Here is a 26,143-nt window from a genome sequence, read left to right as displayed (position 1 = left end):
CACACCCGGTGGCCGCATAGCCTGGTGGCTGCAGACCCCATCTCGAGGAGGACGTACCCGTGCAGGTCACCAGTGTCGGACACGCCGGCTTTCGCATCCAGACCAAGGCCGGTTCCGTGCTGTGCGACCCGTGGGTCAATCCCGCGTACTTCGCCTCCTGGTTCCCCTTTCCGGACAACACCCAGCTCGACTGGGACAGCCTGGGTGCCTGCGACTACCTCTACGTCTCTCACCTGCACCGTGACCACTTCGACCGGGAGAACCTGGCGCGCCACGTCAACAAGGACGCCACGGTGCTGCTGCCGGACTTCCCGGTGGACGACCTGCGCAAGGAGTTCGAGGCGCTGGGCTTCCACAAGTTCCTGGAGACCACCGACTCGGTCAAGCACTCGGTGCCTGGGCTGGACCTGATGATCATCGCGCTGCGCTCGCCGGCGGACGGCCCCATCGGCGACTCGGGCCTGGTGCTCGACGACGGCGAGACGGTCTTCTTCAACATGAACGACGCGCGCCCGGTCGACCTGGACATGGTGCGCGCCGAGTTCGGCCGCGTGGACGTGCACGCGCTGCAGTTCTCCGGCGCCATCTGGTACCCGATGGTCTACGACCTGCCCGAGCGCGCCAAGGTCGCCTTCGGCACCCAGAAGCGCCAGCGCGGGATGGACCGGTCCCGCCGCTACGTCGAGCAGGTGGGCGCCACCTGGGTCATTCCCTCCGCCGGACCGCCGGCGTTCCTGGACGACGAGCTGCGCTACCTCAACGACGACCACGGCGACCCGTCCAACATCTTCCCCGACCAGACGGTGTTCCTGGAGCAGATGCGGGCCAACGGCCAGGACCAGGGTCTGCTGATGATCCCCGGCTCCGTCGCAGACTTCTCCGGCTCGGCCACCCCGTCGCTCAAGCACCCGGTGTCCGACGACGAGGTCGCGGCGATCTTCACCGACAAGGCCGCCTACATCGAGGCGTTCGCGCAGCGCCAGCGCCCGGTGATCGAGGCGGAGAAGGCCCGCTGGGCCCCCGCGGAGGGAGAGCCGCTGCTCGGCCCGCTCAAGGAGCTGTTCGAGCCGCTGCTGGCCCAGGCCGACGCCATCTGTGCCGGCATCGGCGGACCGGTGGTGCTGGAGATGGGCCCGGAGTCGGTGGTGATCGACTTCCCGGCCCGCGAGGTCCGGGCGCTGACCGACGAGAAGGCCCGCTACGGCTTCGCCATCCCGCCGGAGCTGGTGCGCACCGTGCTCCGCGACGGCGAGACCGACTGGGTGAACAGCATCTTCCTGTCCACCCGCTTCCGGGCCTGGCGCGTGGGTGGCTACAACGAGTTCCTCTACACCTTCTTCAAGTGCCTGACGCCGGAGCGCATCAGCTACGCCGACGGCTGGTTCGCCGAGCAGCACGACGACAGCGCGGAGATCGTCATGGACGGCTGGCGCGTGCAGAAGCGCTGCCCGCACCTCAAGGCCGACCTGTCCCGCTTCGGCGTGATCGAGGGCAACACCCTCACCTGCCAGCTGCACGGCTGGGACTTCGACCTGCCGAGCGGGCGCTGCCTGACCAGCAAGGGCCACCAGCTGCGCACCAGCAAGGTCGACTGACCCCCGCGGTTCGGCCCGGGTGTCACCGCGCCCGGGGCGGGCCGATCACGAGCCGCTGAACAGCCGCTGCCAGTTCTCCCGGCTGGTCAGCTCGGGCAGGGCGTCGCGGTAGCGCTGGGCGACGTCGGGTCCCTCCCGGTACAGCTGGTAGCAGACCCGGGTCAGCCGGGCCAGCAGGTCGCGCCGGGCGACGGGGTCCTGCCTGCGGACGTGGACCCCCTCCTGCGAGGCATCGGTGACCACCGCGGTCTCGAAGCGCGCCACGTGCCACCAGTGGGCGTCGCGCGCCGGCACCCCCGCGGGGCTGGCGATCGAGCGTCCCCGCACCTGGTCCACGATCCGGCGGGCGAAGGTGAGGTTCTCCCGGCTCGGCTCTGGCGGCAGCTCCGCGATGCTGACGTCGGCTGCCCGCAGCCCGTCCAGCTGCGCGGCCGGCTGGCGGCGCGTCTCGTCGAACAGCGCACGCTCGCGTCGCACCGCCGCCAGCGCAGCGGCGCCTCCGTCGGCGAGCACCTGCGGTCCGCGCAGGAAGTCCTCCATGCCGCGGATTCGGGTGAGCGCCAGCCCGTACTGCATGCCCAGCACGTCCTGGCTGATCTCACGCCAGAGGTTCTGCACCGCGCGCTTGCGGTCGAAGCCGGTGTGCAGCGCCGCGCCGATCAGGGCGTTGCGCACGTGGAAGTAGCGCGGCCACTCGTCGCGGTCCTTCCAGGAGAAGTCCACGTGCCACAGGCCCGCTCCAGGCAGGTTCACCGTGGCGAAGCCGGCCGCGCGCGCCCGGTAGCCGTACTCGATGTCGTCCCACTGGATGAAGACCGGCAGCGGGTAGCCGATGGCCGCGACCACCTCGGCGGGGATCAGGCAGGTCCACCAGCCGTTGTACGTGCCGTCGACGCGGCGGTCCTGGTTGTGCAGGGTCATGTCGGAGTTCACCGGCGAGTGCTGGCTGGCGATGCCCGCCCGAACCGCCTCGAAGTCCGCGTGCTCGGCGCCGATGTGCAGCCGGTGCGGGTGCAGCAGGTGCAGCATCTGCGCGCCCACGATGGTGGGCTCCACGGTGCAGCAGGCGAAGGCGTTCAGCCGGACCACCACGTCGGGCTCGCAGCGCACGTCGTCGTCCATGAAGATCACGTTGGCGTGCTCGGCGCCGCCCTTGCCCGCCACCTCGTACATGCCGCGGGTGAACCCGCCCGCCCCGCCCAGGTTCGGCTGCTGCAGGTACGTGAGGCGCTCGTCCAGTGCTGCTGCGGCTGCGGCGAAGCGCGGGTTGTCGACCACCTTGTCGGTGCCCTGGTCCACCACGTAGACGCCCTCGGTCCAGGCGTCCGCCTCGGCGTCCCCGGCGAGCGCCTCGAGGATGTTCACGCAGTCGTCGGGGCGGTTGTGCGTGCAGATCACCACTGCGGCCCGGCGCACCGGGCGCGGAGGGACGACCTCCCACTGCATGTCGCGCACCACCAGCACGTCGGGGCCGGTGCTCAGCTCGGCCCACAGCGCACCGCCGTCCACGAAGCGGTCGATGGCCAGCAGCACCTCCAGCGGCCCGTCCTCGACCACGTCGATGGTGGCCACGGTGCGCGGGTCGCCGTCCATGTCCGAGGCGAGCACCGACACGCGGCCGGCCCCGCTCGCCCAGGCAGTCAGGCGAACCTCGGTCACCGGGGTCCAGCGCTGCCAGTAGCTGGCCGGGAAGCGGCCGAAGTAGGTGTTCAGGCTGACCACGGTTTCCGGCTCGAGCCGGATCTCCTGGCGGGCGCGGCGCGCGCGACCGCTGACGGTGTCGGCGTACAGCGCCTCGGCCACCACTGTGGACGGCCCCAGGAACGGGCAGCGCTGGGCCACCATCCTGGTGGCGGTCTGGCCTGGCTGGACGGCCGGGTTGGACTCGCCGCCGAGCAGGGAAGTGCCGGACTCCTGGTTCAAGACCATCCTCGTGAGATCTCCCCCGCCGACGTGTGGGCATGGCCAAGCTCTGCGCCCAGCGTAACCGCCAACGGACGTGAGCCGACCTAACAGACGCTAGTGTCAGCGAGGCGGACGTAACACTTCGGCGCCCACGAAGGGTTGCAGCGCAACCGGAACCCGCACTGATCCGTCGGGCTGCTGGTGGTTCTCCAGGATCGCCACCAGCCACCGAGTGGTGGCCAGCGTGCCGTTGAGAGTGGCTGCCACCTGGGTCTTTCCGTCCGCGTCGCGGTAGCGGGTGTTGAGCCGGCGTGCCTGGAAGGTGGTGCAGTTGGAGGTGGACGTCAGCTCGCGGTAGGTCTGCTGGCTGGGCACCCACGCCTCGCAGTCGAACTTGCGGGCGGCGCTGGAGCCGAGGTCGCCGGCGGCCACGTCGATCACCCGGTAGGGCACCTCCACGGCGGCGAGCATCTCCTTCTCCCAGCCGAGCAGCCGCTGGTGCTCGGCCGTGGCCTCCTCCGGGCGGCAGTAGGAGAACATCTCCACCTTGTCGAACTGGTGGACGCGGATGATCCCGCGGGTGTCCTTGCCGTAGCTGCCCGCCTCGCGGCGGAAGCAGGTGGACCAGCCGGTGTAGCGCTTGGGCTCGGCCAGGTCGAGGATCTCCGCGGAGTGGTACCCCGCCAGCGGCACCTCGGAGGTGCCCACCAGGTAGAGGTCGTCCTCGGCCAGGCGGTAGACCTCCGCGGCGTGCGAGCCGAGGAAGCCGGTGCCGGACATGATCTCGGGGCGCACCAGCACCGGCGGGATCATCATGGTGAAACCCGCGGCGGTGGCCCGCTGCGCGGCCAGCTGCAGCAGTCCCAGCTGGAGCATGGCGCCCATGCCGGTGAGGAAGTAGAAGCGGGCGCCAGAGACCTTGGCCCCGCGCTCCATGTCGATCAGCCCGAGTGACTCGCCCAGCTCAAGGTGGTCCTTGGGGTCCTCGATCTGCGGAAGCTCACCCACGTGCTCGAGCACCACGTAGTCGTCCTCGCCACCAGCGGGCGCGCCCTCCTGCACCACGTTGGAGATGGCGCGGTGGGCCGCCTCCAGCGCGGCGTTGGCCTCGGTCTGCTCCGCCTCGGCCGCCTTGACCTTGGCGCTGAGCTCCTGGGAGCCCTGCAGCAGCGCCGGACGGTCCTCGGGGCTGGCCTGGCCAACTCGCTTGCCCAGCGCCTTCTGCTCGGCACGCAGGTTGTCCGCGGCCAGCACCGCGGCGCGTCGGGCCGCGTCGGCCTCGAGCAGCGCGTCCACGAGCCCGGGATCCTCCCCCCGCGCACGCTGGGACTGGCGGACGAGGTCGGGGTCTTCCCGCAGCAGCTTGAGGTCGATCACGACCCGAAGCCTACGGGCGCGGCAAACCCGTCAGCCACGCGCGTCAGGCTTGCCCGACGCCCACCGGGGACGGTCGCCGACCGCGCTGGCTGAGCACGAGCACCGTGGTCGACCCCGCCAGCAGCACGCTCAGCGCCACCAGCAGACCCGCGGCTGCGCTCGGGGGGCTGACCCCGGGCAGCAAGGTCACCAGCAGCAGGCTCAGCACGGCGAGAACGCACACCAGAGCGGCCCGCCCCTGCCTGCGGTCGGCCACCAGCTTGGTCTGCGCCAGCTGCGCGGCGGCGCCCACCAGCGCGGCTGCCGCCAGCATCGCCAGCACCCCGACGCCCGGCAGCGCGAGCGAGCCGAAGGTCAGCCGCACGGCCAGCGGGGTGAGCCCGGTGGCCGCCACCATCCACAGCACCCCGACGAGCCCGGCCCCCACCAGCACCTGCGCACGCAACCCGGGTCGGGCGGATATCGGCTCCCGAGCTCCGAGCAGCGGCAGCACCAGCGCCTGCATCGCGGGGAACAGCATCGCGGGGACGCGGAGCACCAGGGCCACCGCGCCGAACCCTGCGGCAACGGCCGGGTCATGGGCAGTACCCGCCGCCACCAACACCGGCGGCAAGTTCCACACCGCCTGCACGCCGGCGAGGATCCCCACCCCGGCGACCAGGTCCCGCAGGTCGCTGTCGGCGGGTCCTCCGCTGCGTAGCGCCCGGACTGCCGCGTGGCGCAGCGGCCAGCCGACCACTGCCGTGGCCACCAGCGGAGCGCCAGCCATGCCCACCGCCCACCAGAGCACGTTGGTCTCGCCCAGCCCCAGGAGCACCACACCAAACCCCAGCACCACCGCTGCCTCCACCACGAAGGTTGCGGCATAGGGCCCGTACCGGCGGCTGCCGGCGAGCGGTCCGCGGAGGACGTGGGCCCCGGCCATGCCAGGCAGGCTGAGCACGAGCAGCGCGGTGAGCAGCGGGTCCGCCACGAAGACCCGGTTCAGCAGCGGCACCGCAGCCGCCAGCGCCACCAGCGCCAGGCCGAGCAGCACCGCCGTGTGCCGGATAGCGGCACGACAGACACCTCCGAGTCCCAGTCCCCGCAGCAGGGCGTGTGCCACCGACCGGGTCAGCTCCAGCTCGGAGGCCGAGCACAGCCCGCGCCCCACCACGTTGAGGAGCAGGTAGAAGGAGGTGATGGCCGCAAAGTCCGCCGCGTCCAGGCTGCGACCGGCCAGCACCAAGGTGATGTAGCCGGTGCCAGCGAGGGCGAACTGGCTGCCGCTGACCCCGATCGCGGGAACCAACCGCCGCAGCCTCGCGCGGCTACCGGTCCTCGTCACCCGGCCATGGTGCCTCGCCGCGGGTTGGAGGAGCCACGCGGGGCGCGATGCCCAGCGCGTGCCGAGCCGGTGTCCGCGGGTGGACCCGGACAGCACCTGGTCGATTGCCATGGCGAGGCAGTGCGCACAGGCCGGCGCGGTGCCGCACCAGTGCTGCCCAGGTGCTCGTCAGGACCGCTGCGAACCGCCTGCGCGCAGCTCCCCGCGGAGCACCTTCCCCGTGCTGGTGCGGGGCAGAGCGTCTCGGACGTGCAGCGCCTTCGGTCGCTGCGCGGCGGTCAGGTGCTCCCGAGCGAACGCGGCGATCGGCTCGGACGTGTCGACGCCGGGGCGCAGCACCACGGCGGCCTCGACGCGCTGGCCCCACCGCTCGTCGTCCACCCCGTACACCGCGATCTCGTGCACCGCCGGGCACTGCTCGAGCACCCGCTCCACCTCCAACGGGTAGACGTTCACCCCACCGGTGATCACCAGGTCGTCCCGGCGCCCGTCCAGGTAGAGGTAGCCCTCCTCGTCCAGCCGGCCCAGGTCACCGACGCTGAAGGCCCTGCCCTGCGGGGCGTTTCGCCACGTCTGGGCCGTCTTGTCCGGCGCCCGCCAGTACTCGAAGTAGCCGTGCTCAGGCACGGTGCACCAGATGGTGCCGTCCGGGTCGGTGGACAGGGTGCGGCCGGGGCGGGCCTTGCCCACGGTGTTGGGATGGCGCTCCCAGTCCGCGGCGGAGCAGGCGGTGAACTGGCCCTCGGTGGAGCCGTAGAACTCCCACACCGCCTTGTGGTCGGCGTGGTCGAGCACCCAGCGCTTGACCACGTCCGGACACGGCGCACCGGCGTGGGCCAGCAGCCGCAGCCGCCCGAGCACCTCGGCGGTGCGGGGATCGTCGAGCTCGCGCAGCCGCTGCAGCTGGGCCGGCGCCGTGAACAGGGTGGTCGGACGGTGCTCGACGGCCAGAGCCAGGAAGCGCTCGGGGTCGAAGCGTCCGGGCACCAGGACTGATCCACCGGCCAGCAGCGTGCCGATGGCGAACCGGAGCGGGGCAGAGTGGTACAGCGGCGAGACCACCACGTGCAGGTCGTCCGGGCCGAAGCCCCAGAGCTCGCGCTCCTCGCCCCACAGCCGCCGCGCGGTCTCCACCGCGAGCACCCCCGACCAGACGCCCTTGCGGCGGCCGGTGGTGCCGGAGGTGTAGTGCATCGGTCGTCCCAGCGGCACCTCGGCCAGCGGGGCAGGGTCGCCGGCGTGCAGCTCGTCCAGCTTCTCGGCGGAGTCCACCACCAGGGCCGCGTCGGCGTCGGCCAGCAGGTCGGCCAGCTCGGCCGCGGGCGTGCCGGGGTCCAGCACCACGGGCACCACTCCCACCCGCAGGGCCCCGGCCACCGCCGTGACCAGGTCCGTTCCCGGCGGCACCACCAGGGCCACCCGGTCGCCCCGCCGCAGGTGCTGCAGCGCACCTGCCACCCGGGACTGGGCGAGCTCGGCCTGCTCGGCGGTGATCATGGTGTGCACGGCGACGATCCTCCCCCACGCCGCGGCGACCCACTGTCCGGTCACCCTGCGTCGGCCTCGTGTGCACCCGGCATCATGGGAGCGATGCCTGCTCGCCTGAACCCCTTCGTCGCCACCGTGTCGCTGCGTCGCGCCGTCGCCCTCGTCCTGGTGGCCGCCCTGCTGCTGGGCGGGGTGGCCGTGCTGCTGGCCGCCACCTCGAGCGGAGGGACCACCGCCCAGACCAGGGTGGACACCACAGCCGTGCCCACCACCACGGCCACCGCGGCCGAGCAGGTCTTCACCGCGAGCCAGCCCGGCGACTGCCTCACCTGGACCGCACCCACCGTCAGCGACCTCTCCGTGGTCGACTGCGCCACACCGCACCGCTTCGAGGTGGCCGCCGTCCTCGACCTGAGCACCCGCCCGGAGCTGGAGCTCGCGGCCACCGCGCCGCTGCCGGGCGCTGACACCTTCACCCACCTGCGGGACACCCTGTGCGTGCCCGCCGTCACCAGCTACCTCGGCGGTCGCTTCGACCCGTACGGGCTGTTCACCGTCGGTCTGATCGACCCGGGCGAGCTGGCCTGGGACAGCGGCGAGCGCAGCGTCCGCTGCGGCCTGCAGCACGTCGGCAGCCAGGGTGAGCAGTTCCCCATCGTGGGCCGGGTGTCCGAGCTGGACCAGTCCGACGTGGCCCCGGTCGGCTCCTGCGCGGACATCTCCGCGGCGGGGCTGCCGTCGGACCCGGTGGACTGCCGGCAGCCGCACGCCTCGGAGGTGGTGGCGGTGCTGCACCTCGCGGGCCGGTTTCCCGGCGCCTTCCCTGCGGTGGCCGAGCAGGACGCCTTCCTCGACGAGGCGTGCCGCACCGCGGCGGCCGCCGCGCTGGGTGGCCCCGAGGCTGCCTCCGCGCGAGGGTTGACGGTGTTCTGGACCAACCTGCGCCCAGAGAGCTGGGCCGCCGGCAGCCGGTCGGTCAGCTGCCTGGTGGGCGCCCGGCTGCCCGCCGGGGGGTTTGCCCCGCTGCTGGGGTCTGCGACGGCGCCGGCCTCCCCTGCACCAGCCGCCTCCCCGCCGCCTGCCCCGGCGGTCGCCCCGCCCGTGCCGGACGCCACGATCCAGGGCGGCTGAGCCGTGCCGGTGACCATGTCGTCCGAGCGGTTCGAGGAGCTGGTGTCCGACGCGCTCGACCAGATCCCCGCCGCGCTGGCCAACGCGATGGACAACGTGGTGGTGCTGGTTGAGGACCGCAACGACGAGGAGCCGACCCTGCTGGGGCTCTACCAGGGAGTGGCCCTCACCGAGCGCGACACCCAGTACTCCGGGATGCTGCCCGACACCATCACCATCTACCAGCAGGCACTGCTGGACGTGTGCGCGGACGAGGCCGAGGTGGTCGAGGAGGTCCTGGTGACCGTGGTGCACGAGATCGCCCACCACTTCGGCATCTCCGAGGGTCGGCTGCACGAGCTCGGCTGGGGCTGACCTCCGCCCGGGCCCACTGGCCACCCTGTGTGACCAAACCTGCTGGTACGCAGGTCGTTCAGGGCAATGTTGTTCTCTGTGGAACCACCGGCCAGTGGGGTGCGTCCTTGTTAGGGTCAGGCGGCCACTTCGGGAAGGAACACCATGCCCATGTTGCACGACGGCGGCGGCAGCGCTGCCCCGATCGGACCCACCGTGCCGCTCATGGTCCAGCCAGACCAGCTGCTGACCACCGCCCAGCGCTTCGACGCCATCGCCGACAACCTCGAGCAGGCAGTCAAGGCCCACGGACACCAGCTCCAGGTGGCGCCCGCCGGCGCCGAGGAGGTCTCCCGCCAGGCAGCTGCCGGCTTCAGCAGCCAGGGGCGCGCCGCCGTCCGGGAGATCACCACGAGCGTGCAGGAGCTGCGCGCCGCGGCCCAGGCGTGCCGCACCAGTGCCCAGCAGTACGAGCAGCACGACGTGCTGCAGTCGATCCCGTCCTCCTGACGGACTGAGTCGACCACCAGTCCGTCACCCCTCGCACCCTCGGGAGCAACAGCCACCATGACCACCGGAATCAACTGGGCGTCCCGGCCCACCGTGCAGCTCGTCGGCGACATCAACGGTGGCGCCGGCCCCTCGTCGGCGGTCGAAGCGGCCACCGCCTGGCGCGCGCTCAGTGCTGCGCTCACCCAGGCGGACGAGGACTTCCACAGCGCCATGAAGGTGGCCATGGGCGGGTGGGAGGGCCCCGCAGCCGAGGAGGCCCGCAGCGCGCTGAGCCCGTTTGCCGACTGGGCCACCGCGGCCGACGCCATGGCCCACAAGCTGGGCGCCCAGACCGCGCGCCACAGCACCACCTTCCTGGCCACCCGCGCCGCCATGCCCTCCATGCCGGAGGTGGTGGCCACCCAGTCGGTCCGGGACAACCTCATCGACCGCGCCGTCGGACTGATGACGGGGGTGCCCACGCCCGGTGAGGTGGCCGAGGCCAAGGCGGCGACGCAGCAGGCCGAGGCGGTCGCCGCCATGAACCGGTACGACGCCGCGACCAGCTCCACCGCCACCACCGTGCCGCTGCAGCCAGCTCCTCGGCTGACCGCCGGCGTGGTTCCGGTGACCGCGCCTCCCGCTCCGGTCGACCCGGGCCAGGGGTACGGGCGTGCCCCGGGCTACTTCCCGCCGCTGTCCCCCGCCTCGCCCGGTTCAGGCAGCGCACCCGGCCAGCCCGGCTCCCCCAGCCCCGGCATCCACCACTTCGAGCCGTCCCCGCAGACCCACCCCGCCGGGGTGGGCGATTCTCCTCCCGCCGGTGGTGGCCACGGCCCGGGCGGCGGTGGGCCAGGCGGGAACGGGCCAGGCGGGAGCGGCCCGGGGACCAGCACAGGCCCGCAGGGCAGCGGGGGCCCCGGTCACGGCACCGCCCCGGGCGGGTCCAGCGGCGTGGGCGGCGCCGGTTCGGGCGGCCAGCCCGGTGGACCCGGCTCGGCACCCGCCGGCGGCAGCAGCGGGGCGGGGGCCGCGGCCACCGCCGCCGGTGCCGCAGGGCTCGGCGTCGGCGCCCGCGCGGCCGGCGTGTCTCCGTCCACCGGCGCGCTCAGCGGCGGCTCGGGCACGACAGCGGCGGGCCAGGGGCGAGCAGGACAGGTCGGCAACGCCGGCGTCGGCAACAGCGTCACCGGCAAGGCGCCCAGCGCTGGCGCCGGCTCCCACGGCCGGCTCGGTCCGGTTGGGTTGGGCGAGGGCGGTGCCCGTGGCCCGGTGGGTTCCGGGGTCAGCGCCGTGGGCGCTCCCGGCGAGACCGGCGCGGCCCGCCCGGGGGTTCCTGCCGCTGGGGCCGCGAGCGAGCCGGGCGCACGCGGTGGCGCCGCGGCCGGAGTCGGTGCGGGCGCCCGCGGAGCCAACGGCCAGGACGACGACGAGCACGCAGTGCCGGACTACCTCAAGGACCTCGATCACTTCACCGACGGCCGGGTGGTCGCACCCCCGGTCATCGGCGCCGACCACCAGCAGTGAGGACGGCCGCCACCGTGGCCGTGGTCGGCCAACCGTGCAGCCTCTCCACCCTCGAGCTGGACCTGCTGTGGGAGCGCCTCGCGCTGGGCGCCTTCCCGCTGGTGCTGCAGCTGCGTCCGCACGGCGACACCTTCGCCGAGCGACACGCCCTGCTGGACGGGGCACGTGCCCAGCTCCAGGACCGCGGCCTGGTGCACGGCACGCACGTCGAGCCACGGCTGGAGGGCTGGCTGCACGCGCTCGCCCGTCCCGACGAGGAGCTGGACGTTCGCTGGCGCGACGGCGAGAAGGAGGTGCGTGCCCTCGTGGTGCGGCAGGACGAGTGCACCGTCCGCGCCGTCCGCCGCGACGACGAGGTGGTGCTGACACCGATCACCCCCGGCTCCATGGTGGCTGCGACGGTGGAAGTGCTGCCCACGGTGGCTGCCGCCGCCACGGGCCAGGTGAGCGGGCCCACCGACCAGCTCTCCGCCGCCTACGAGACCTCGGCCCGGTCGGTGGACGCCGGCGTGCAGGCGATGCTGGCGCTGGGCGCCGCGCACGCCGACGCCACGGCAGTGGCCGCAGCCCTGGCGAAGGCGGTGGGGGTCGCGCAGCTCGGAGCGGCGTGCACCACCCGCGGGCGTCGGTGGCGCCATCCCAGCGTGGTCGCGGTGCTGGACACCGAGGTCGGTCGCTACACCTCCACCGAGCGGGCCGCGCCCGACCACCGCATGTGGTCGACCATCCGGCCGGCCAGCCCGGCACACCTGGTGCGGGCGACCGCAGCGCTGCTGGGCGAGGCCCAGGCGGTCGCGACCCAGTCCACCGGCTCGGCGTTGCGGCTCTGAGCGCGCCCGCTGCGACGGGCTGGTAGCGGTCCGGGGTGGTCTTGGTAGCGGTTGCAGACCGCTGGGGGCGCTGTTGGTGGTACTTGCAGACGCCCCAAGGGCTCAGGCGGGGCCGTGCACCGCGGCGTCGTCCGGCGGGGTGAACGGCGGGGTGTGGGTGTCCCACTGCACGCAGCGCCACCCCCCGTCCAGCGTCGGCTGCAGCACCACCAGCGCGGTGTTGGGCAGGGCGTAGGTGGCGGCGAAGGCGCGGTTGACGTTGGCCAGGTGAGCCGCCACCAGCCGGATCGCCGCGCCGTGGCTGACCACCAGCACGTTCGGCGAGTCCGGGGTCTGCAGGTGCTCCTCCCGCAGCTCCTCCAGCACGGGCACGAACCGGGTCAGCACCTCCCGGCCGCTCTCCCCGTCGGGCATCCGCTCGTCCAGGGCACCCTCGTGCCACGACCCGTACACGCGGATGAACTCCTCGTGCGCCTTGCGGTCCTCCCGGTCCTCCAGCGCCCCGGCGTCGGTCTCGTGCAGCCCCGGCAGCACTCGCAGGTCCAGCCCGGACGTGGTGGCCACCGGTGTCGCCGTCTGTCGGGCGCGGGTCGCCACCGAGCTGACCACCACCGCCTTGGGCACCGGCGCCAGCGTCTGGGCCAGCGCCTGCGCCTGCTGGTGGCCGAGGTCGGTCAGGGGCGCCCCGGGCGGCCGGGAGTCCAGCCGGTGGCGCACGTTGGAGAAGGTCTGCCCGTGCCGAGCCAGGATCAGGCTGCCCTGCGGCAGTCCCACCTGCGCCACCTGCTCGCTCACTCCTGGCCTCCCGTCCGCATGCTGGCGACCCACTGTGCGGCATCGCCCGGCGGCGGGGGAGGTGAGCCCGGGTCGGTCACCGCCGCCGGCCACGAGCCCAGGAAGCGCAGCTCGGTGCAGCGACGGTGCAGCGCCGCGAGCGCCTCCGCCACCACGGGGTCCTCCACGTGGCCGACCCAGTCCAGGTAGAAGCGGTAGGTGCCCATCGCCGTGCGGGTGGGTCGGGACTCGATGCGGGTGAGGTCGATGCCGCGCAGCCCCAGCTCGCTCATCGCCTGCACCAGCGCACCCGGGGTGTTGTCCAGCGTGAGCACCACCGAGGTGCGGTCGGCGCCGGTCCGGGGCGGCGGCGGGCACGGCGGCACCACCAGCACGAAGCGGGTGCGGGCGTCGGCGACGTCGGCCACGCCCTCGGCCAGCGGCTCCAGCCCGAGCTGGCGGCCGACCAGCGCGGTGGCCACGGCAGCGTCGGCGGTGCCCTGCTGCACCTCGTGGGCAGCGGCGGCGGTGGAGCCGCCCACCTGCAGGTCGGCCCAGGGCAGGTGCTCCTGCAGCCAGCCCTGCACCTGCGCGGCCGCGTGCGGGTGGGTGCGCACCGTGCGGACGTCGGCGGCGGCCGTGCCCGGTCGCACCAGCACCGAGAAGCGGATCGCCAGCTCCGTCTCCGCCACCACCTGCAGGCGGCTGCCGCTGGCCAGGGCGTCCAGCGTGGGGGGCACCGAGCCCTCCACCGAGTTCTCGATCGGCACGCAGGCCGCGTCCACCACCCCGTCGCGCACCAGCGCCAGGGCCGCGGGCGGGGTTGCGGCGGGGACCAGCTCGGCGCTGGGGTCGACCAGCTGCCGGCAGGCGGCCTCGGTGAAGGTTCCCGCCGGTCCGAGATAGCTCACGCGCTGCACGTGTCGACCCTACGCAGTGTCGCGGCACCGGTCGCGCAGGCACGGCCGCCCGATACTCGGTCGGCGACACCCGAACTCACCCGGCCCCCGCTCAGGGCAGTGGCTCCAGCCCGGCCTCGGCCAGGTCGGCGGCCACCCGCGACGCGTCGGGGACCTCCACGCTCAGCAGCACCTCGCGCAGCGCCTTCGCCGCCGGGGCCGGCACGGCGCGCACCCGGGCGGCGTCCGGCGCCCGCCAGGCGGTGCGCACGTCGTCGCCACGCAGCGCGGCCACCGTGGCGGCCAGCACTCGCAGCACCCCGGCGGCGTCGTCGGCCCGGGCGATGAAGCCCACCGGGCTGTGGGCCAGGACGGCGAGGAAGTCGGCCACCGTGGCCGGGTCGGCGTCGGCGTCCAGCTGCGGGTGGTGCCCGGCCGCCTCCACCCGGTGCACGTCCGTCAGCGCGCTCACCCGCACGGCGCGGGGGCTGGGCAGGTCCACGGCGAGGGCGTCGGCCACCTGCTCCGGCGGTGGGCGCAGGGTGTAGCGGACGGCGGTGTGCTCGGGCAGCCCGGCGGGGTCGACGTCGAGCTCCACCACCACCGGTCCGGCGGCCGGGGCGCCGCCGTCAGCGCCTGGGCGGCTCAGCCGGGAGGCGAGCACCACCGGGTGGGCGTGCAGGGGCCCCGCCAGTCGTCGACCGGCGCGGTCGTCCAGCAGCCGGGCCAGCAGCGGATCGCCCGCGCGCGGCTCCGGGACGCCGAGGGTGAGGAAAGTGGCCACCCTGCGACGGTAGCCAGTCCGCACCACCGGCGTGCGCGCGGCTAACGTCGCAGCCGTGACCAGTGCCTGGCTGCGGCCCCCGCCCCCGGTCGCGACGGTGGTGGCCGGCCGCGAGCGTCGGGTGCTGCACTGGGAGATCGCCCTGGTGCTGCTGGTGACGCTGGGCATGTCCGGGCTGCGCAGCCTGGTGTCGCTGCTGGACTCCCTGGCTGCCCCGGCCCCGCTGTCGGACCAGAGCGTGGCCATCAACGTGCCGCAGGCCTCGGCCGACCTGCTCGACCTGGCCGGCCAGCTGCTCAGCATCCTGCGCCTGGCCGCGTGGGGTGGGCTCGGCATCTTCCTGCTCTGGCGCGGCGGGCTCGCGCTGCGTGCGGTGGGCCTGGACCGCAGCGCACCGCGGCGCGACCTGCTGTCGGGCGCCGGTCTGGCCGCCCTCATCGGCATTCCCGGGCTGGGCTTCTACCTGGTGACCCGCGCCATCGGCATCAACCTCACCGTGGTCCCCACCGAGCTGGGCGACACCTGGTGGCGGGTGCCGGTGCTGGTGGGCGCGGCCATGGCCAACGCCTGGGCGGAGGAGGCCCTGGTAGTGGCCTACCTGATCACCCGGCTGCGCCAGCTGGGCTGGAGCGAGAACCGCTCCCTGCTGGCCTCGGCGCTGCTGCGCGGCAGCTACCACCTTTACCAGGGCTTCGGCGGCTTCCTGGGCAACGTTGTGCTGGGCCTGGTGTTCGGCCGGGTCTGGCAGCGCACCCACCGCCTGTGGGCGCTGGTGGTCGGCCACGCCCTCATCGACGTGGTGGCCTTCGTCGGGTACGCCCTGCTCGCCCCACACGTGGGGTGGCTGTGAGCAGCACCGTGGGCCCGGTGGACACCGAGGTGGGACGGCTGCGCAGCGTGCTGCTGCACCGCCCCGGCCCCGAGCTGACGCGGTTGACGCCACGCAACACCGACCAGCTGCTCTTCGACGGCCTGCCCTGGGTGGAGCGGGCGCAGCAGGAGCACGACGCCTTCGCCGACCTGCTGCGTGGACGCGGGGTGGAGGTGCTGCTGCTGGCCCAGCTGCTCACCGAGACCCTCACCGGCACCGACGCGCGCATCCGGGGCATCTCCGAGGCCGTGGACGCCCGTCGGCTGGGCACCGGGCTCGCCGAGGCGCTGAGCGAGCACCTGCACCAGCTAGACGCCGCCGAGCTGGCCGGGGTGCTCATGGCCGGGCTGACCTTCGACGAGCTGCCGGTCAGCCGGGCCGCCGCCGGCACGTCGCTGGTGCACCGCATGCACCACGGCAGCGACTTCCTCCTCGCTCCGCTGCCCAACCTGCTGTTCACCCGCGACCCGTCGTTCTGGGTGGGTGAGCGGGTGGCGATCAGCGCGCTGGCCCTGCCCGCCCGGTCGCGGGAGACCGCACTGACCGACCTGGTGTACTGCCACCACCCGCGCTTCGCCGGCTCCGCCCGGGCCTACGGCCACGCCTCGGCGCCGGTGGAGGGTGGCGACGTGCTGCTGCTGGCGCCCGGTGTGCTGGCCATCGGTGTCGGGGAGCGCACCACCCCGGCCGGGGCGGAGGCGGTGGCGCGCAGCGCGTTCAGCGACGGGGTGGCGCACACCGTGCTGGCGGTGCCCATCGCCCAGCAGCGGGCCACCATGCACCTGGACACCGTCTGCACCATGGTCGACCGGGACGCCATGGTGATGTACTCCGCCGTGGTGGACAGCCTCACCGCGTACACGATCCGGCCGGGCCACGACGGGGACCCGGGAGCGGGAACCGTGCTGGTGGGTGGACCGACTCCCTTCCGCAGCGCCGCGGCTGCGGCCATGGGCATCGACCGGTTGCGCGTGATCGACACCGGCAGCGACCCGGTGACCGCCGAGCGTGAGCAGTGGGACGACGGCAACAACACCCTGGCGCTGGAGCCCGGGGTGGTCATCTCCTACGAGCGCAACGTGCGCACCAACGCCCGGCTGAGCGAGGCCGGCGTGGAGGTGCTGCCCATCGCCGGCTCCGAGCTCGGCTCCGGCCGGGGCGGACCCCGCTGCATGTCCTGCCCGCTGGTGCGCGACCCGCTGCCGGGCTGAGGCGCGGCGCACCGGCGCGGGGTGCTTCACGGCCGGACCGGCACCCCCCTGCGTATCGTCGCTGTGCATGGATGGCTGGAATGCGGGCAGAAGTCCGTCGCGAGGTGGTGGCGACGAGCCGACCAGGGCCATGCCGCAGGCCCCCCGGGAACGTCCCCGCGCGTGGTCGCAGGTGCCCCCGCAGCCTGGTGCCGGCGCGCGGTCCGACCAGCAGTACCCGCCCACCCGCGTCGGACGGCCCTACGCCGACCAGCCCTACCGTGACCAGCCCCCGGCACAGCCACGCTCCGGTGAGCCGCCCCAGCGCCCGGCCGACCCCCGCCGAGTGGGCTCTGCCCCGCCACGACCCCGACGCCGTCGCCCCCGCTGGGGCCGCCGCATCGGGGTGGTGGCGCTGGTGCTGGTGCTGCTGTTCGTCGGGTTCTTCTTCTACCTCGACTCCAGCCTCAAGCGCACCGAGGCACTGGAGGACTACCCGGGCCGCGTCGCCGACACGCCGGGCACCAACTGGCTGCTCGTCGGCTCGGACAGCCGGGTGGGCCTCACCCCGGACCAGGAGCAGGCGCTGAACACCGGCAGCGAGTCCGACGCCGGCGGCTCGCGCACCGACACGATCATGCTGCTGCACATCCCGGAGGGCAGCGACAGCCCGACGCTCGTCTCCATCCCGCGCGACTCCGAGCTCACCATCCCCGGCCACGGCAGGGACAAGGTGAACGCTGCGTTCGCGATCGGGGGTGCGCCGCTGCTGGCGCAGACCATCGAGGTGGCCACCAAGGTGCGCATCGACCACTACGCGGAGATCGGCTTCGGCGGCTTCGCCAACCTCGTCGACGCCGTCGGCGGGGTGAACATGTGCATCGACCCGCCCGGCATGAACGACCCGTTCTCCGGAGCCCGGTTCGAGCCCGGCTGCCAGGACCTCACCGGCGCCCAGGCACTGGCCTACGTCCGCAACCGGCACGACTACCCCGACGCCGACGTCACCCGGGTGGCCCACCAGCGGGAGTTCCTCTCCGCGCTGATGGGCAAGGCCTCCAGCGTGGGCACGCTGCTCAACCCGTTCCGGGTGTTCCCGCTGGTCACCAACGGGGTCAGCTCATTCACCGTGGACGACGGCGACCACCTGTGGCACCTGGCCGCGATGGGCTGGGCCATGCGCGGCGGAATGGTCACCACCACCGTGCCGTTCGACGGCGGGTCACGGTGGACCTCCGACGCCCCCCGGTTCTGGGCCGCGATCGCCGCGGACGAGCCGGTGCCGAGCGAGCTGCTGACCAAGCCCAGGTAGGCCCGGGCAGCAGCTCGCCGCGGCGTGCGGAAGCTCTAGCGGATGGTGATCTGGCGGGTGCGCAGCCCGTCCCGGGAGCGACGCTGCTCCGCAGTGAGTGGCGCGTCCACGGCCAGGGCCTCGTCCAGGGCCCGGCCCAGCTCGGTGGTGGCCTCGGCCCACTCCTGGGCGTGCTTCTCCCGGTCGAGGTCGAACACCGGCACCAGCAGCCCGTGGGCGCGGAAGGACCCGGCGTAGCGGGAGCCCTCACCGAGGGTGAGCCGGCCCTCGGCGTGCACCCGGGCCAGCGCCAGCATCAGCGCGTCCTCGTCCTCCGGGCGGACCCAGCGCAGGTGCGCCTTCTCCCCGGCGTCCACCCACCAGGCGCTGCGCACGCCGTCGGCCTGCAGCAGCGCGGTGGGCAGGATGGCGTCGTTGGCCCGCTCCAGGCTCAGCGTCACCTCGTCGGTGGGCGTCTGCCCCTCGGGCAGCCACCAGCCGAAGTCGTCGTGCACGGTGATGTCCAGCTCGGCGGTGGGATCGAGCAGCTCCTGCGCCCGGGGAGCGTGCTCACCAGTGCCGTCCACCATCTGCAGCACCTCGCCGGCCGTGGCCTGGCGCGACCAGGCGATCGCCCCACCCAGGTCGCGGCTGATGTCGTCGGACCGGGTCTGCACCTGCAGGCCGACGATGCCGGTCTCCGGCGGCGTGCCGCCCTCGCCACCGGCGCGCACCAGCGCGGCCGAGGCCATCGGCAGCACCGTGCCCAGCAGCACCGGGCGGCCCGACTCGGCCAGCGTCAGCTGCGCGGTGGCGGACGGGACGAACTCCCGCAGCGCCACCAGGTCGCACTCGGCGGCCAGGCCCTCGTAGGGCCGGGAGACCACTACCGGGCGAGGGGCCTTCTCGGTACGGGTGCGCCCTGCTCGGGGCCCCGCCTTGCGTCCACTCTTCTTAGCCACAGGCTCAACCTACAGAGGCCGCACCGGCCCGTCCCCGGCCGCTGTGGTGGTCGGCGGCCGCCTCAGGTGAGCCAGCCCCGCATGGCCTGCGGGTGGTTGGTGGCGATCCAGCCCACGCCCAGCTCCTGGCAGAACGCGGCCTCCTCGGCGGAGTCCACCGTCCAGGTGTAGGTGGCGCGGCCCTGCTCGGCGGCGCGCAGCACCAGGCCGGGGTCGGCGCGCAGCAGGTTGATGCCGGGGCCGACGGCGGTGGCCCCCACCGCGGCCACCGTCAGCGGGGCGAGCGCAGCGGCGGTGCGCCCCAGCAGCACGGTGGGCAGCATGGGCGCCGAGCGCCGCACCCGCCAGACCGCGCTCGGGGAGAAGCTCATCACCACCGCGCGGGCGTGCGCGGCCGAGGGGGGCGACGCCAGGCCGTAGCGGCGCAGCTCCGCCAGCAGCTTGGCCTCCACCAGCCCGCCGTAGCGCACCGGGTGCTTGGTCTCGATGAACAGCCGGGCCGGGCGCGCGTAGTCCGTCACCAGCTCCAGCAGCTGGGCCAGCGTGAGCATGCTGGGAACCGTGTCGGTCTCCTCGGTCTGCGCATCAGCCTCGCCCCGCTCGCCGGCGTCGAGGTCGAGGAGGTCGGCGCGGTGCGAGCCCTCACCCACCAGCTCGTCGGCGCTCTCCGGTACCGGGTCGTGCCAGCTGGTGAAGTCCAGCGCCGCGAGGCCCTCCAGGGTCATCTGGCTCACCACGCCCCGGCCGGTGGAGGTGCGGTCCACCCGGCGGTCGTGCACGCAGACCAGGTGCCCGTCGCGGGTCAGGCGAACGTCGCACTCCAGGGCGTCGGCGCCGTGCTCCAGGGCCAGCTCGTAGGCCTGCAGGGTGTGCTCGGCGCGCACCGCCGACGCCCCTCGGTGCGCCACCACCAGCGGGGTGCGACGCCGGCCGGAGTCCCCGCTCACCACAGGTCGCTGCCCGGGAAGGTCGCTGCTCATGAACCGGTGGCGGCCAGCGCAGGTTCGGTGTCGGTCCGGGCGCCCGGCGCGGGTGCCTCGGTGCGCGGCGCGACGGCCGCACTCGGTGCTGTGGCCACGGCCGGAGCTGCGCCGACGGGGACCGCGGCCACCCAGCGGGTGCGCCGCCGCCGGCGGGAGCCCGCGGCTGGGTCCAGCGCCGCGGTGTGCTCGCGCACCAGCCGCAGCGTCAGCACCACCACGGCGGCAGCCACCACGTCCGACAGCGCCACCAGCAGCACTCCGTCGGCCTGGGCCTGCACGCTGTCGCGCAGCCGCCACAACCACGCCCCGACGGCCAGCGCCACCGACAGCACCCACCCGGCCCACCACCAGCGCAGCCGTCGGGACGGCCGCGGGCCGTGGCTTTCCGGGTCGATGTCGCGCTCCAGCTCGGTGAGCAGCACACCGGGGGCCACCAGGTTCCAGCCGGGCACGAAGATGCCCAGGGCGATGCTGCGGGCGCTGCGCGCATCGCGGCGGCCGATCCGCTCGGCCGCCGCCGCCCGGGCGCGCACCAGCCACACCGTGCAGACGACCATGGCGAACAGGACGGTGAGCACCGACAGCACGCCGGTGGTGATCACCGCGGCGTCGGAGATGGCCACGGTGGTGGCGCCCAGCAGCTCGGACCGGCTGCGCAGCAGCAGCAGGTAGCGCCACAGCTCGGCCAGCGCGGCCAGCGCCAGCACCACTGCGGCGCCGGTCAGCAGGGCACCGGCGGTGTCGGCCAGTGCAGCCATCCGCTGGCGGGCAGTGGGCGGGCGCGGCACGCTCACCCGCGGCACCGGGGTGTGCGGCATCCCCCAGCGGGGGACGTGCTGGTAGCGGGGGGTGGGGCCGAGCTCGCGGCGCAGCACCACGCGCTCCACCACTCTCGGCGGGGGCTTGGCCACCCACCGCAGCGCCACCGGCGGGGTGGTGGTGGGCGCCGACAGCACGCCGCCACACCGCGGGCACCACTGCATGGGCCGTCCCCGCAGGGGCAGCGCGGCGGCACACCGGTGACAGAACTGCTGCATCAGATCACGGTGGGCTCAGCGCCGGTCTCGCTCACCAGCGGGCGACCGGCGGCCTGCCAGTCCAGCATGCCGCCCTCGACGTTGGTGGCCTGGCGGCCGGCCTGCTGCAGGTAGGCCACCACGCGAGCGGAGCGGCCACCGGCCTTGCAGACCACCTGCAGGTCGGCGTCGGCGGGCAGCTCGTCCAGCCGAGCCGGGATGTCGGCCATCGGCACGTGCACCGCCTCGGGGGCGTGCCCGGCGGCCCACTCGTCGTCCTCGCGGACGTCCAGCAGGACGACCCCCTCGGGCAGCTCGGCGGGAAGATCGGCAACGGTGGTGCTCGGCAGGTCGGTCACCGCTTCATGCTGCCACGCCGGCCCTGCGCGGGCACACGCCCTCGTCCCCGCCCCGGTCCCCGCCCCGGTCCGCGGGGCCGTCGCTACAGGCCGAAGCGGGCCCAGGCGGCGCGCTGCTCCACCGCGCCCACGAGCTCCCCGGCCAGGGCCGCCGCCAGCCCCGCACCGGGCAGGGCCCCGCCGAGCACGGCCTCCGCACCGCCACCGGGCAGCCCCAGCCGGGCGGCCAGCGACTTCTTGGCGTGCATGGTGCGCACCGTCGCCCTGGGGTACCGCTCGGCGAGCACCTCGCGCATCACGCCCACCTGGTCGGCCAGGCCCATCTGCACCGCCCGACGGCCGATCCACACGTCGCCGGTGAACAGCTCGTCGTCGGTGCCCACCAGCTTGTCGCCGCGTCGCTCGCGCACCCAGGCGCCGAACTCGCGGTGGATGTCGGCCTGCATGCTCAGCAGCCACTGCACGTCCTCCTCCTTCTCCGGGGAGAAGGGGTCCAGACGGGCCTTGTTCGACCCTGCGGTGTGCAGCCGGCGGTCCACGCCGAGCTTGTCGATCAGGCCCTCCATGCCGAAGCCGGCGCTGACCACCCCGATGCTGCCGACCATGGAGGTGGGCGTGGTGATGATCTCGTCGGCGGCGCAGGCCAACCAGTAGCCACCAGAGGCGGCGACGTCCTCGCAGAACGCCAGGACGGGCACGTCGTGCTCGGCCGCCAGCTGGCGGATGCGGCTGCCGATGAGCTGGCTCTGCGTGGGCGAGCCACCAGGGGAGTTGATGGCCAGCGCCACCGCCTGCACCCCGTCGGCGGTGAAGGCCCGCTTGAGCGCGGCCTCCACGTTGTCGGCGTTCAGCTGCTGGCGGCCCAGCCCGGCCGCTCCGGCGGCGATCACGCCGTGCAGGCGCACCACCGACACCACCGGCGCGTGCTCGCCGGTGAGCCGGGCGGGCAACCGGTCGCTGAGCGGCTTGGGCACGGCAACACTCCAGCTCGTCATGGGAGTCAGGATACGGAGCGCCCGTGCCGCACAGGCTCAGTCGTAGCTGATGTCCTCGCCGTCCACGGGCTCGTCCGGCACCACCACGTCGTCCACCGTCTCGTCGAGCTCCTCGGGCTCCAGCGCCGCGGCCGGGCGGTCGAGCTGCTCGATCGGCTCGATGTCGGGCACCTCCTCGGCCAGGCGCTCGTCCAGGGTCTCGCCCTCGCGCTCCTCGGCGGCGGTGGTGCCGACGCGGTCGGCGCCCAGCCAGTCCTCGGTCGTCTCCGCGATGGTGGTGTCCGACACCGGGTCACCGATCTCGTCGGGGTCCAGGCTCACGCTCGGCTCGAGCATGTCCTCGTTCATTGCGTTGTCGTCTCCAGCCATGCCGTCAAGCCTGCCACGGACCCGGAGGCGGCACCGACGGGTGGGTGGAGTCAGCGCAGCAGGCGCGACATCCTGCGGTCGGCCAGCGGCTTGCCCCCGGTCTGGCAGGTGGGGCAGTACTGGAAGGAGCGCTCGGCGTAGGAGACCTCCCGCACGGTGTCCCCGCACACCGGGCAGGCCAGTCCGGTGCGGGCGTGCACCTGCAGGCCGGAGCGCTTCTCCCCCTTCAGCCGGGCCGCGTCCTGGCCCACCGAGCGCTGCACCGCGTCGGTGAGCACCGTCTGCATCGCGGCGTGCAGGCGGGCCACCTCGTCGTCGGTGAGCCGGGCGGCGGTGGCGAACGGCGACAGCCGCGCCACGTGCAGGATCTCGTCGGAGTAGGCGTTGCCGATGCCGGCCAGCCACGACTGGTTGACGACCAGCGTCTTCAGCCGCTCCCGGTGCCCGGCCAGCAGCGGCGCCAGCTCGTCCACGGAGACGCTGAGCGCGTCCGGCCCGAGCTTGGCCACCCCCGGCACCTCGCTGGGATCGGCCACCACCCACACCGCGAGCCGCTTCTGCGTGCCGGCCTCGGTGAGGTCGAAGCCGGGGGCACCCGGCGGCTCGCCCAAGTGCACCCGCAGCGCGAGCGGGCCCTTGCCCGGCTTGGGCGGGGTGGCGCTGAGGGAGTCCGACCACCGCAGCCAGCCGGCGCGGGACAGGTGCACCACCAGGTGCAGCCCGTCGCAGTCCAGGTCGAGGTGCTTGCCGTGGCGGGTCGCGCCGGTCACGGTCCGTCCCACCAGGGCGCTCACCGGTGGGTCGAAGGTCTTGAGCACGGTGACGGCGGCGACGTCCACCCGACCGATGACCGCGCCGACGGCGTGCTCGCGCAGGTGGTGGGCCAGCGCTTCTACCTCGGGCAGCTCAGGCACGGACCCAGTGTGCCGCCGCTGGCAGCGGTTGGCCAGAGCAAGCGCTACTGGTGGGTGCTCCCGCTGGTGGTGCCCGGATCCTTTGGCTCGTTGCCGCCGGGGGTGTACTCCGACAGGTTGGGGTTCGAGGACTTCTCGATCGGCTCCGTGCGGGGCTGGTAGGTGGGTCCCACGTGCGCCTCGGTGCGAATCCGGTCCTGCATGTGCGGGTAGTGCAGCTCGAAGGCGGGACGCTCCGACCGGATGCGGGGCAGCTCGGTGAAGTTGTGCCGCGGCGGGGGACAGGTGGTGGCCCACTCCAGGGAGTTGCCGCCGCCCCACGGGTCGTCGACGTCGACCGCCTTGCCGTAGCGATAGCTGACGAAGACGTTCCACAGGAACGGCAGCGTGGAGGCGCCGAGGACGAACGCCCCGATGGTGGACACCGTGTTCAGCGTGGTGAAGCCGTCGGAGGGCAGGTAGTCGGCGTAGCGGCGCGGCATGCCCTCGTTGCCCAGCCAGTGCTGCACCAGGAACGTCAGGTGGAAACCGATGAAGGTCAGCCAGAAGTGGAACTTGCCCAGCTTCTCGTCCAGCATCCGGCCGGTCATCTTGGGGAACCAGTAGTAGATGCCGGCGTAGGTGGCGAAGACGATGGTGCCGAAGAGCACGTAGTGGAAGTGCGCCACCACGAAGTAGCTGTCAGTCACGTGGAAGTCGATCGGCGGGGCGGCCAGCAGCACCCCGGTGAGGCCACCCAGCAGGAAGGTCACCAGGAAGCCGATCGCGAACAGCATGGGTGACTCGAAGGTGATCTGGCCCTTCCACACGGTGCCGATCCAGTTGAAGAACTTCACGCCGGTGGGCACGGCGATGAGGAAGGTGGTGAAGGCGAAGAACGGCAGCAGCACCGCGCCGGTGGCGTACATGTGGTGCGCCCACACCGCGGCCGAGAGGGCCCCGATGGCCAGGGTGGCGAAGATGAGCCCCTTGTAGCCGAAGATCGGCTTGCGGGAGAACACCGGGAAGATCTCGCTCACGATGCCGAAGAACGGCAGCGCCACGATGTAGACCTCGGGATGACCGAAGAACCAGAACAGGTGCTGCCACAAGATCGCCCCACCGTTGGCGGGGTCGAAGATGCGCGAACCGAGGTTTCGGTCGCTCGCCAGCGCCAGCAGCGCGGCGGTGAGGATGGGAAACGCCAACAGGATCAGCACCGACGTGATGAGGATGTTCCAGGTGAAGATCGGCATCCGGAACATCGTCATGCCGGGGGCGCGCAGGCAGACGACGGTGGTGATCATGTTGACCGCACCGAGGATGGTGCCCAGGCCGGCGATGGCCAGACCCATGATCCACAGGTCGGCGCCGGCACCCGGCGAGCTCTCCACCGACGACAGTGGCGTGTAGGCCGTCCAGCCGTAGTCAGCGGCACCACCAGGGGTGATGAACCCACCCAGGGTGATCAGTCCACCGAACAGGAACAGCCAGTACGAGAAGGCGTTCAACCGCGGGAACGCCACGTCCGGCGAGCCGATCTGCAGCGGCACGATGTAGTTGGCAAAACCGAACACCACCGGAGTGGCGTACAGCAGCAACATGATCGTGCCGTGCATGGTGAACAGCTGGTTGTACTGCTCGTAGGAGAGGAACTGCATCCCCGGCCGGGCCAGCTCGGCCCGCATGAACAGGGCCATGGCCCCGCCGACCATGAAGAACGCGAACGCCGTGACCAGGTACATCAGCCCGATCGTCTTGGGATCGGTGGTGCTGAAGTACTTGACGATGGCGCTGCCCTTGGGCGCCACCCGGGCCGGGTAGGGGCGGGTGACGACCGGCCGCGGGGCGACCTCGGTCATGACTGCTCGGGCATGGTCGGACGGACCGCCCTAGCGGCGGCTGCACCCACGACACACTGCATCGGCCCTCCAAGGAGGCTCGCACGGCGACAGGCACCCCAAGGTAGCCCCGTCGCCGTGCGCCGGCCATCCGAAAAGACGGCCCGATCAGCGGTTACACCGCGCCGAGACCCACCGGGCAGGACACCCCGGTCCCGCCGATCCCGCAGTAGCCGTTGGGGTTCTTGGCCAGGTACTGCTGGTGGTAGTCCTCGGCGTAGTAGAAGCCGCCACCCCCAGCCTCGGTCAGCAGCGCTGTCTCGGTGGTGATCTCGCCGTAGCCCGCCTTGGCCAGCTCAGCCTGGTAGGACTCCTGGGACTTGCGGGCGGCTTGCAGCTGCGCCTCGTCCATGGCGTAGATGGCGGAGCGGTACTGGGTGCCGCGGTCGTTGCCCTGACGCATGCCCTGCGTGGGGTCGTGGTTCTCCCAGAACACCCGCAGCAGCTGCTCGTAGCTGATCTGGGCCGGGTCGAAGACGATCAGCACCGACTCGGCGTGCCCGGTGCGCCCGGTACAGGTCTCCTCGTAGGTGGGGTTGGGGGTGTGGCCACCGGCGTAGCCGACGGCGGTGGTGTACACCCCGTCCAGCTCCCAGAAGACGCGCTCGGCACCCCAGAAGCAGCCCATCGCCACCACGGCGGTGGCCATGCCGTCGGGAAACGGCGGGTGCAGCGGGCGGCCGTTGACGTAGTGCGTCTCGCCGGCGCGCACCGGCGTGTCCCGCCCGGGCAGCGCGTCACCGGGGGCGATCACGGTGGATGGGGACCCGAACATGCTGTCGAACCAGGACATTGCGACACCCTACGTCGATCGGACGGCAGGTCGTCGACGATCTGCGCCTGCCGGCACG

General features: G+C 73.3%; 25 protein-coding genes. 9 read left to right on the top strand and 16 right to left on the bottom strand.

The genetic code is table 11. From position 1 onward, the window contains the following. Nucleotides 1-59: 59 nt before the first annotated feature. A complete protein-coding gene (locus AC3YNX_RS05295) occupies nucleotides 60-1,595 on the top strand; it encodes a Rieske 2Fe-2S domain-containing protein (protein ID WP_489994810.1) in 1,536 nt (511 codons plus the stop codon). 45 nt (nucleotides 1,596-1,640) lie between these two features. Here the strand turns inward: AC3YNX_RS05295 and AC3YNX_RS05290 are convergent, their stop codons facing one another. The 4 genes from AC3YNX_RS05290 to AC3YNX_RS05275 form a co-directional block, all read right to left on the bottom strand. Next, nucleotides 1,641-3,524: a glycosyltransferase gene (locus tag AC3YNX_RS05290; protein ID WP_489994809.1), complete on the bottom strand. Its 1,884-nt coding sequence runs from the start codon at nucleotides 3,522-3,524 to the stop codon at nucleotides 1,641-1,643. 96 nt (nucleotides 3,525-3,620) lie between these two features. Continuing rightward, complete coding sequence (serS, locus tag AC3YNX_RS05285; RefSeq protein ID WP_489994808.1) at nucleotides 3,621-4,877, bottom strand: serine--tRNA ligase; 1,257 nt, start codon at nucleotides 4,875-4,877, stop codon at nucleotides 3,621-3,623. A gap of 43 nt (nucleotides 4,878-4,920) precedes the next feature. Continuing rightward, on the bottom strand, nucleotides 4,921-6,204 hold the full coding sequence (locus tag AC3YNX_RS05280; RefSeq protein WP_489994807.1) for a hypothetical protein: 1,284 nt from the start codon (nucleotides 6,202-6,204) through the stop codon (nucleotides 4,921-4,923). Between the two features lie 168 nt (nucleotides 6,205-6,372). Beyond that, entirely contained in the window at nucleotides 6,373-7,755 is a 1,383-nt protein-coding gene (locus AC3YNX_RS05275; RefSeq protein ID WP_489994806.1) for a class I adenylate-forming enzyme family protein, read from the bottom strand. A gap of 39 nt (nucleotides 7,756-7,794) precedes the next feature. Here AC3YNX_RS05275 and AC3YNX_RS05270 point away from each other — a divergent pair, with 39 nt between their 5' ends. The 5 genes from AC3YNX_RS05270 (at nucleotide 7,795) to AC3YNX_RS05250 (ending at nucleotide 12,005) form a co-directional block, all read left to right on the top strand. Further along, nucleotides 7,795-8,823, top strand: a complete 1,029-nt coding sequence (locus tag AC3YNX_RS05270; RefSeq protein ID WP_489994805.1) for a septum formation family protein — start codon at nucleotides 7,795-7,797, stop codon at nucleotides 8,821-8,823. Between the two features lie 3 nt (nucleotides 8,824-8,826). Further along, the gene (locus AC3YNX_RS05265) at nucleotides 8,827-9,177 is read left to right on the top strand and encodes a metallopeptidase family protein (RefSeq protein WP_489994804.1); all 351 of its coding nucleotides are present in this window, start codon (nucleotides 8,827-8,829) and stop codon (nucleotides 9,175-9,177) included. 144 nt (nucleotides 9,178-9,321) lie between these two features. Continuing rightward, on the top strand, nucleotides 9,322-9,666 hold the full coding sequence (locus AC3YNX_RS05260; RefSeq protein WP_489982348.1) for a PE family protein: 345 nt from the start codon (nucleotides 9,322-9,324) through the stop codon (nucleotides 9,664-9,666). A gap of 57 nt (nucleotides 9,667-9,723) precedes the next feature. Then, nucleotides 9,724-11,175, top strand: a complete 1,452-nt coding sequence (locus tag AC3YNX_RS05255; RefSeq protein ID WP_489994803.1) for a PPE domain-containing protein — start codon at nucleotides 9,724-9,726, stop codon at nucleotides 11,173-11,175. Between the two features lie 14 nt (nucleotides 11,176-11,189). Next, nucleotides 11,190-12,005 carry an ESX secretion-associated protein EspG gene (locus AC3YNX_RS05250; protein ID WP_489994802.1) on the top strand — a complete coding sequence of 272 codons (816 nt, stop codon included), beginning with the start codon at nucleotides 11,190-11,192 and terminating at the stop codon, nucleotides 12,003-12,005. A 102-nt stretch (nucleotides 12,006-12,107) separates the two neighbouring features. On the opposite strand, the gene AC3YNX_RS05245 is transcribed toward AC3YNX_RS05250, so the two are convergent. The 3 genes from AC3YNX_RS05245 to AC3YNX_RS05235 form a co-directional block, all read right to left on the bottom strand. Next, nucleotides 12,108-12,800, bottom strand: a complete 693-nt coding sequence (locus AC3YNX_RS05245; RefSeq protein ID WP_489994801.1) for a histidine phosphatase family protein — start codon at nucleotides 12,798-12,800, stop codon at nucleotides 12,108-12,110. Then, a complete protein-coding gene (gene pheA / locus AC3YNX_RS05240) occupies nucleotides 12,797-13,699 on the bottom strand; it encodes a prephenate dehydratase (RefSeq protein WP_489994800.1) in 903 nt (300 codons plus the stop codon). The genes AC3YNX_RS05245 and pheA overlap by 4 nt, the downstream gene beginning before the upstream one ends. A gap of 91 nt (nucleotides 13,700-13,790) precedes the next feature. After that, on the bottom strand, nucleotides 13,791-14,462 hold the full coding sequence (locus tag AC3YNX_RS05235; protein ID WP_489994799.1) for a hypothetical protein: 672 nt from the start codon (nucleotides 14,460-14,462) through the stop codon (nucleotides 13,791-13,793). A 55-nt stretch (nucleotides 14,463-14,517) separates the two neighbouring features. Here AC3YNX_RS05235 and AC3YNX_RS05230 point away from each other — a divergent pair, with 55 nt between their 5' ends. The 3 genes from AC3YNX_RS05230 (at nucleotide 14,518) to AC3YNX_RS05220 (ending at nucleotide 17,835) form a co-directional block, all read left to right on the top strand. Beyond that, nucleotides 14,518-15,312, top strand: a complete 795-nt coding sequence (locus AC3YNX_RS05230; RefSeq protein ID WP_489994798.1) for a CPBP family intramembrane glutamic endopeptidase — start codon at nucleotides 14,518-14,520, stop codon at nucleotides 15,310-15,312. After that, nucleotides 15,309-16,544, top strand: coding sequence for an arginine deiminase (locus AC3YNX_RS05225; protein WP_127781655.1), 1,236 nt, complete (start codon nucleotides 15,309-15,311; stop codon nucleotides 16,542-16,544). The genes AC3YNX_RS05230 and AC3YNX_RS05225 overlap by 4 nt, the downstream gene beginning before the upstream one ends. Before the next feature lie 130 nt (nucleotides 16,545-16,674). Further along, nucleotides 16,675-17,835, top strand: a complete 1,161-nt coding sequence (locus AC3YNX_RS05220) for an LCP family protein (protein WP_489994797.1) — start codon at nucleotides 16,675-16,677, stop codon at nucleotides 17,833-17,835. A 35-nt stretch (nucleotides 17,836-17,870) separates the two neighbouring features. On the opposite strand, the gene AC3YNX_RS05215 is transcribed toward AC3YNX_RS05220, so the two are convergent. The 9 genes from AC3YNX_RS05215 to msrA form a co-directional block, all read right to left on the bottom strand. Continuing rightward, nucleotides 17,871-18,776, bottom strand: a complete 906-nt coding sequence (locus tag AC3YNX_RS05215; protein ID WP_489982340.1) for a DUF5926 family protein — start codon at nucleotides 18,774-18,776, stop codon at nucleotides 17,871-17,873. Nucleotides 18,777-18,838: 62 nt separating this feature from the next. Continuing rightward, nucleotides 18,839-19,756, bottom strand: coding sequence for a glycerophosphodiester phosphodiesterase family protein (locus AC3YNX_RS05210; RefSeq protein ID WP_127781652.1), 918 nt, complete (start codon nucleotides 19,754-19,756; stop codon nucleotides 18,839-18,841). Continuing rightward, the gene (locus AC3YNX_RS05205; protein WP_489994796.1) at nucleotides 19,753-20,796 is read right to left on the bottom strand and encodes a DUF4328 domain-containing protein; all 1,044 of its coding nucleotides are present in this window, start codon (nucleotides 20,794-20,796) and stop codon (nucleotides 19,753-19,755) included. The genes AC3YNX_RS05210 and AC3YNX_RS05205 overlap by 4 nt, the downstream gene beginning before the upstream one ends. Next, nucleotides 20,796-21,134 (bottom strand): rhodanese-like domain-containing protein, encoded by a 339-nt coding sequence (locus tag AC3YNX_RS05200; protein WP_127781650.1) that lies wholly within the window; start codon nucleotides 21,132-21,134, stop codon nucleotides 20,796-20,798. Before AC3YNX_RS05200 ends, AC3YNX_RS05205 begins: the two co-directional genes overlap by 1 nt. An 83-nt stretch (nucleotides 21,135-21,217) precedes the next feature. Continuing rightward, nucleotides 21,218-22,129, bottom strand: coding sequence for a S49 family peptidase (locus AC3YNX_RS05195; RefSeq protein WP_489994795.1), 912 nt, complete (start codon nucleotides 22,127-22,129; stop codon nucleotides 21,218-21,220). Nucleotides 22,130-22,165: 36 nt separating this feature from the next. After that, on the bottom strand, nucleotides 22,166-22,498 hold the full coding sequence (locus AC3YNX_RS05190) for a hypothetical protein (RefSeq protein WP_127781648.1): 333 nt from the start codon (nucleotides 22,496-22,498) through the stop codon (nucleotides 22,166-22,168). A gap of 50 nt (nucleotides 22,499-22,548) precedes the next feature. Beyond that, nucleotides 22,549-23,412 (bottom strand): Fpg/Nei family DNA glycosylase, encoded by an 864-nt coding sequence (locus AC3YNX_RS05185; protein ID WP_127781647.1) that lies wholly within the window; start codon nucleotides 23,410-23,412, stop codon nucleotides 22,549-22,551. Nucleotides 23,413-23,456: 44 nt separating this feature from the next. Further along, on the bottom strand, nucleotides 23,457-25,253 hold the full coding sequence (ctaD, locus tag AC3YNX_RS05180) for an aa3-type cytochrome oxidase subunit I (protein ID WP_489994794.1): 1,797 nt from the start codon (nucleotides 25,251-25,253) through the stop codon (nucleotides 23,457-23,459). A 154-nt stretch (nucleotides 25,254-25,407) separates the two neighbouring features. Next, nucleotides 25,408-26,085, bottom strand: a complete 678-nt coding sequence (msrA, locus tag AC3YNX_RS05175; RefSeq protein WP_127781645.1) for a peptide-methionine (S)-S-oxide reductase MsrA — start codon at nucleotides 26,083-26,085, stop codon at nucleotides 25,408-25,410. Between the last annotated feature and the right edge of the window lie 58 nt (nucleotides 26,086-26,143).

Source organism: Rhodococcus sp. Z13_19A (assembly GCF_058133575.1).
This window is presented reverse-complemented; position numbering and strand designations above follow the sequence as displayed.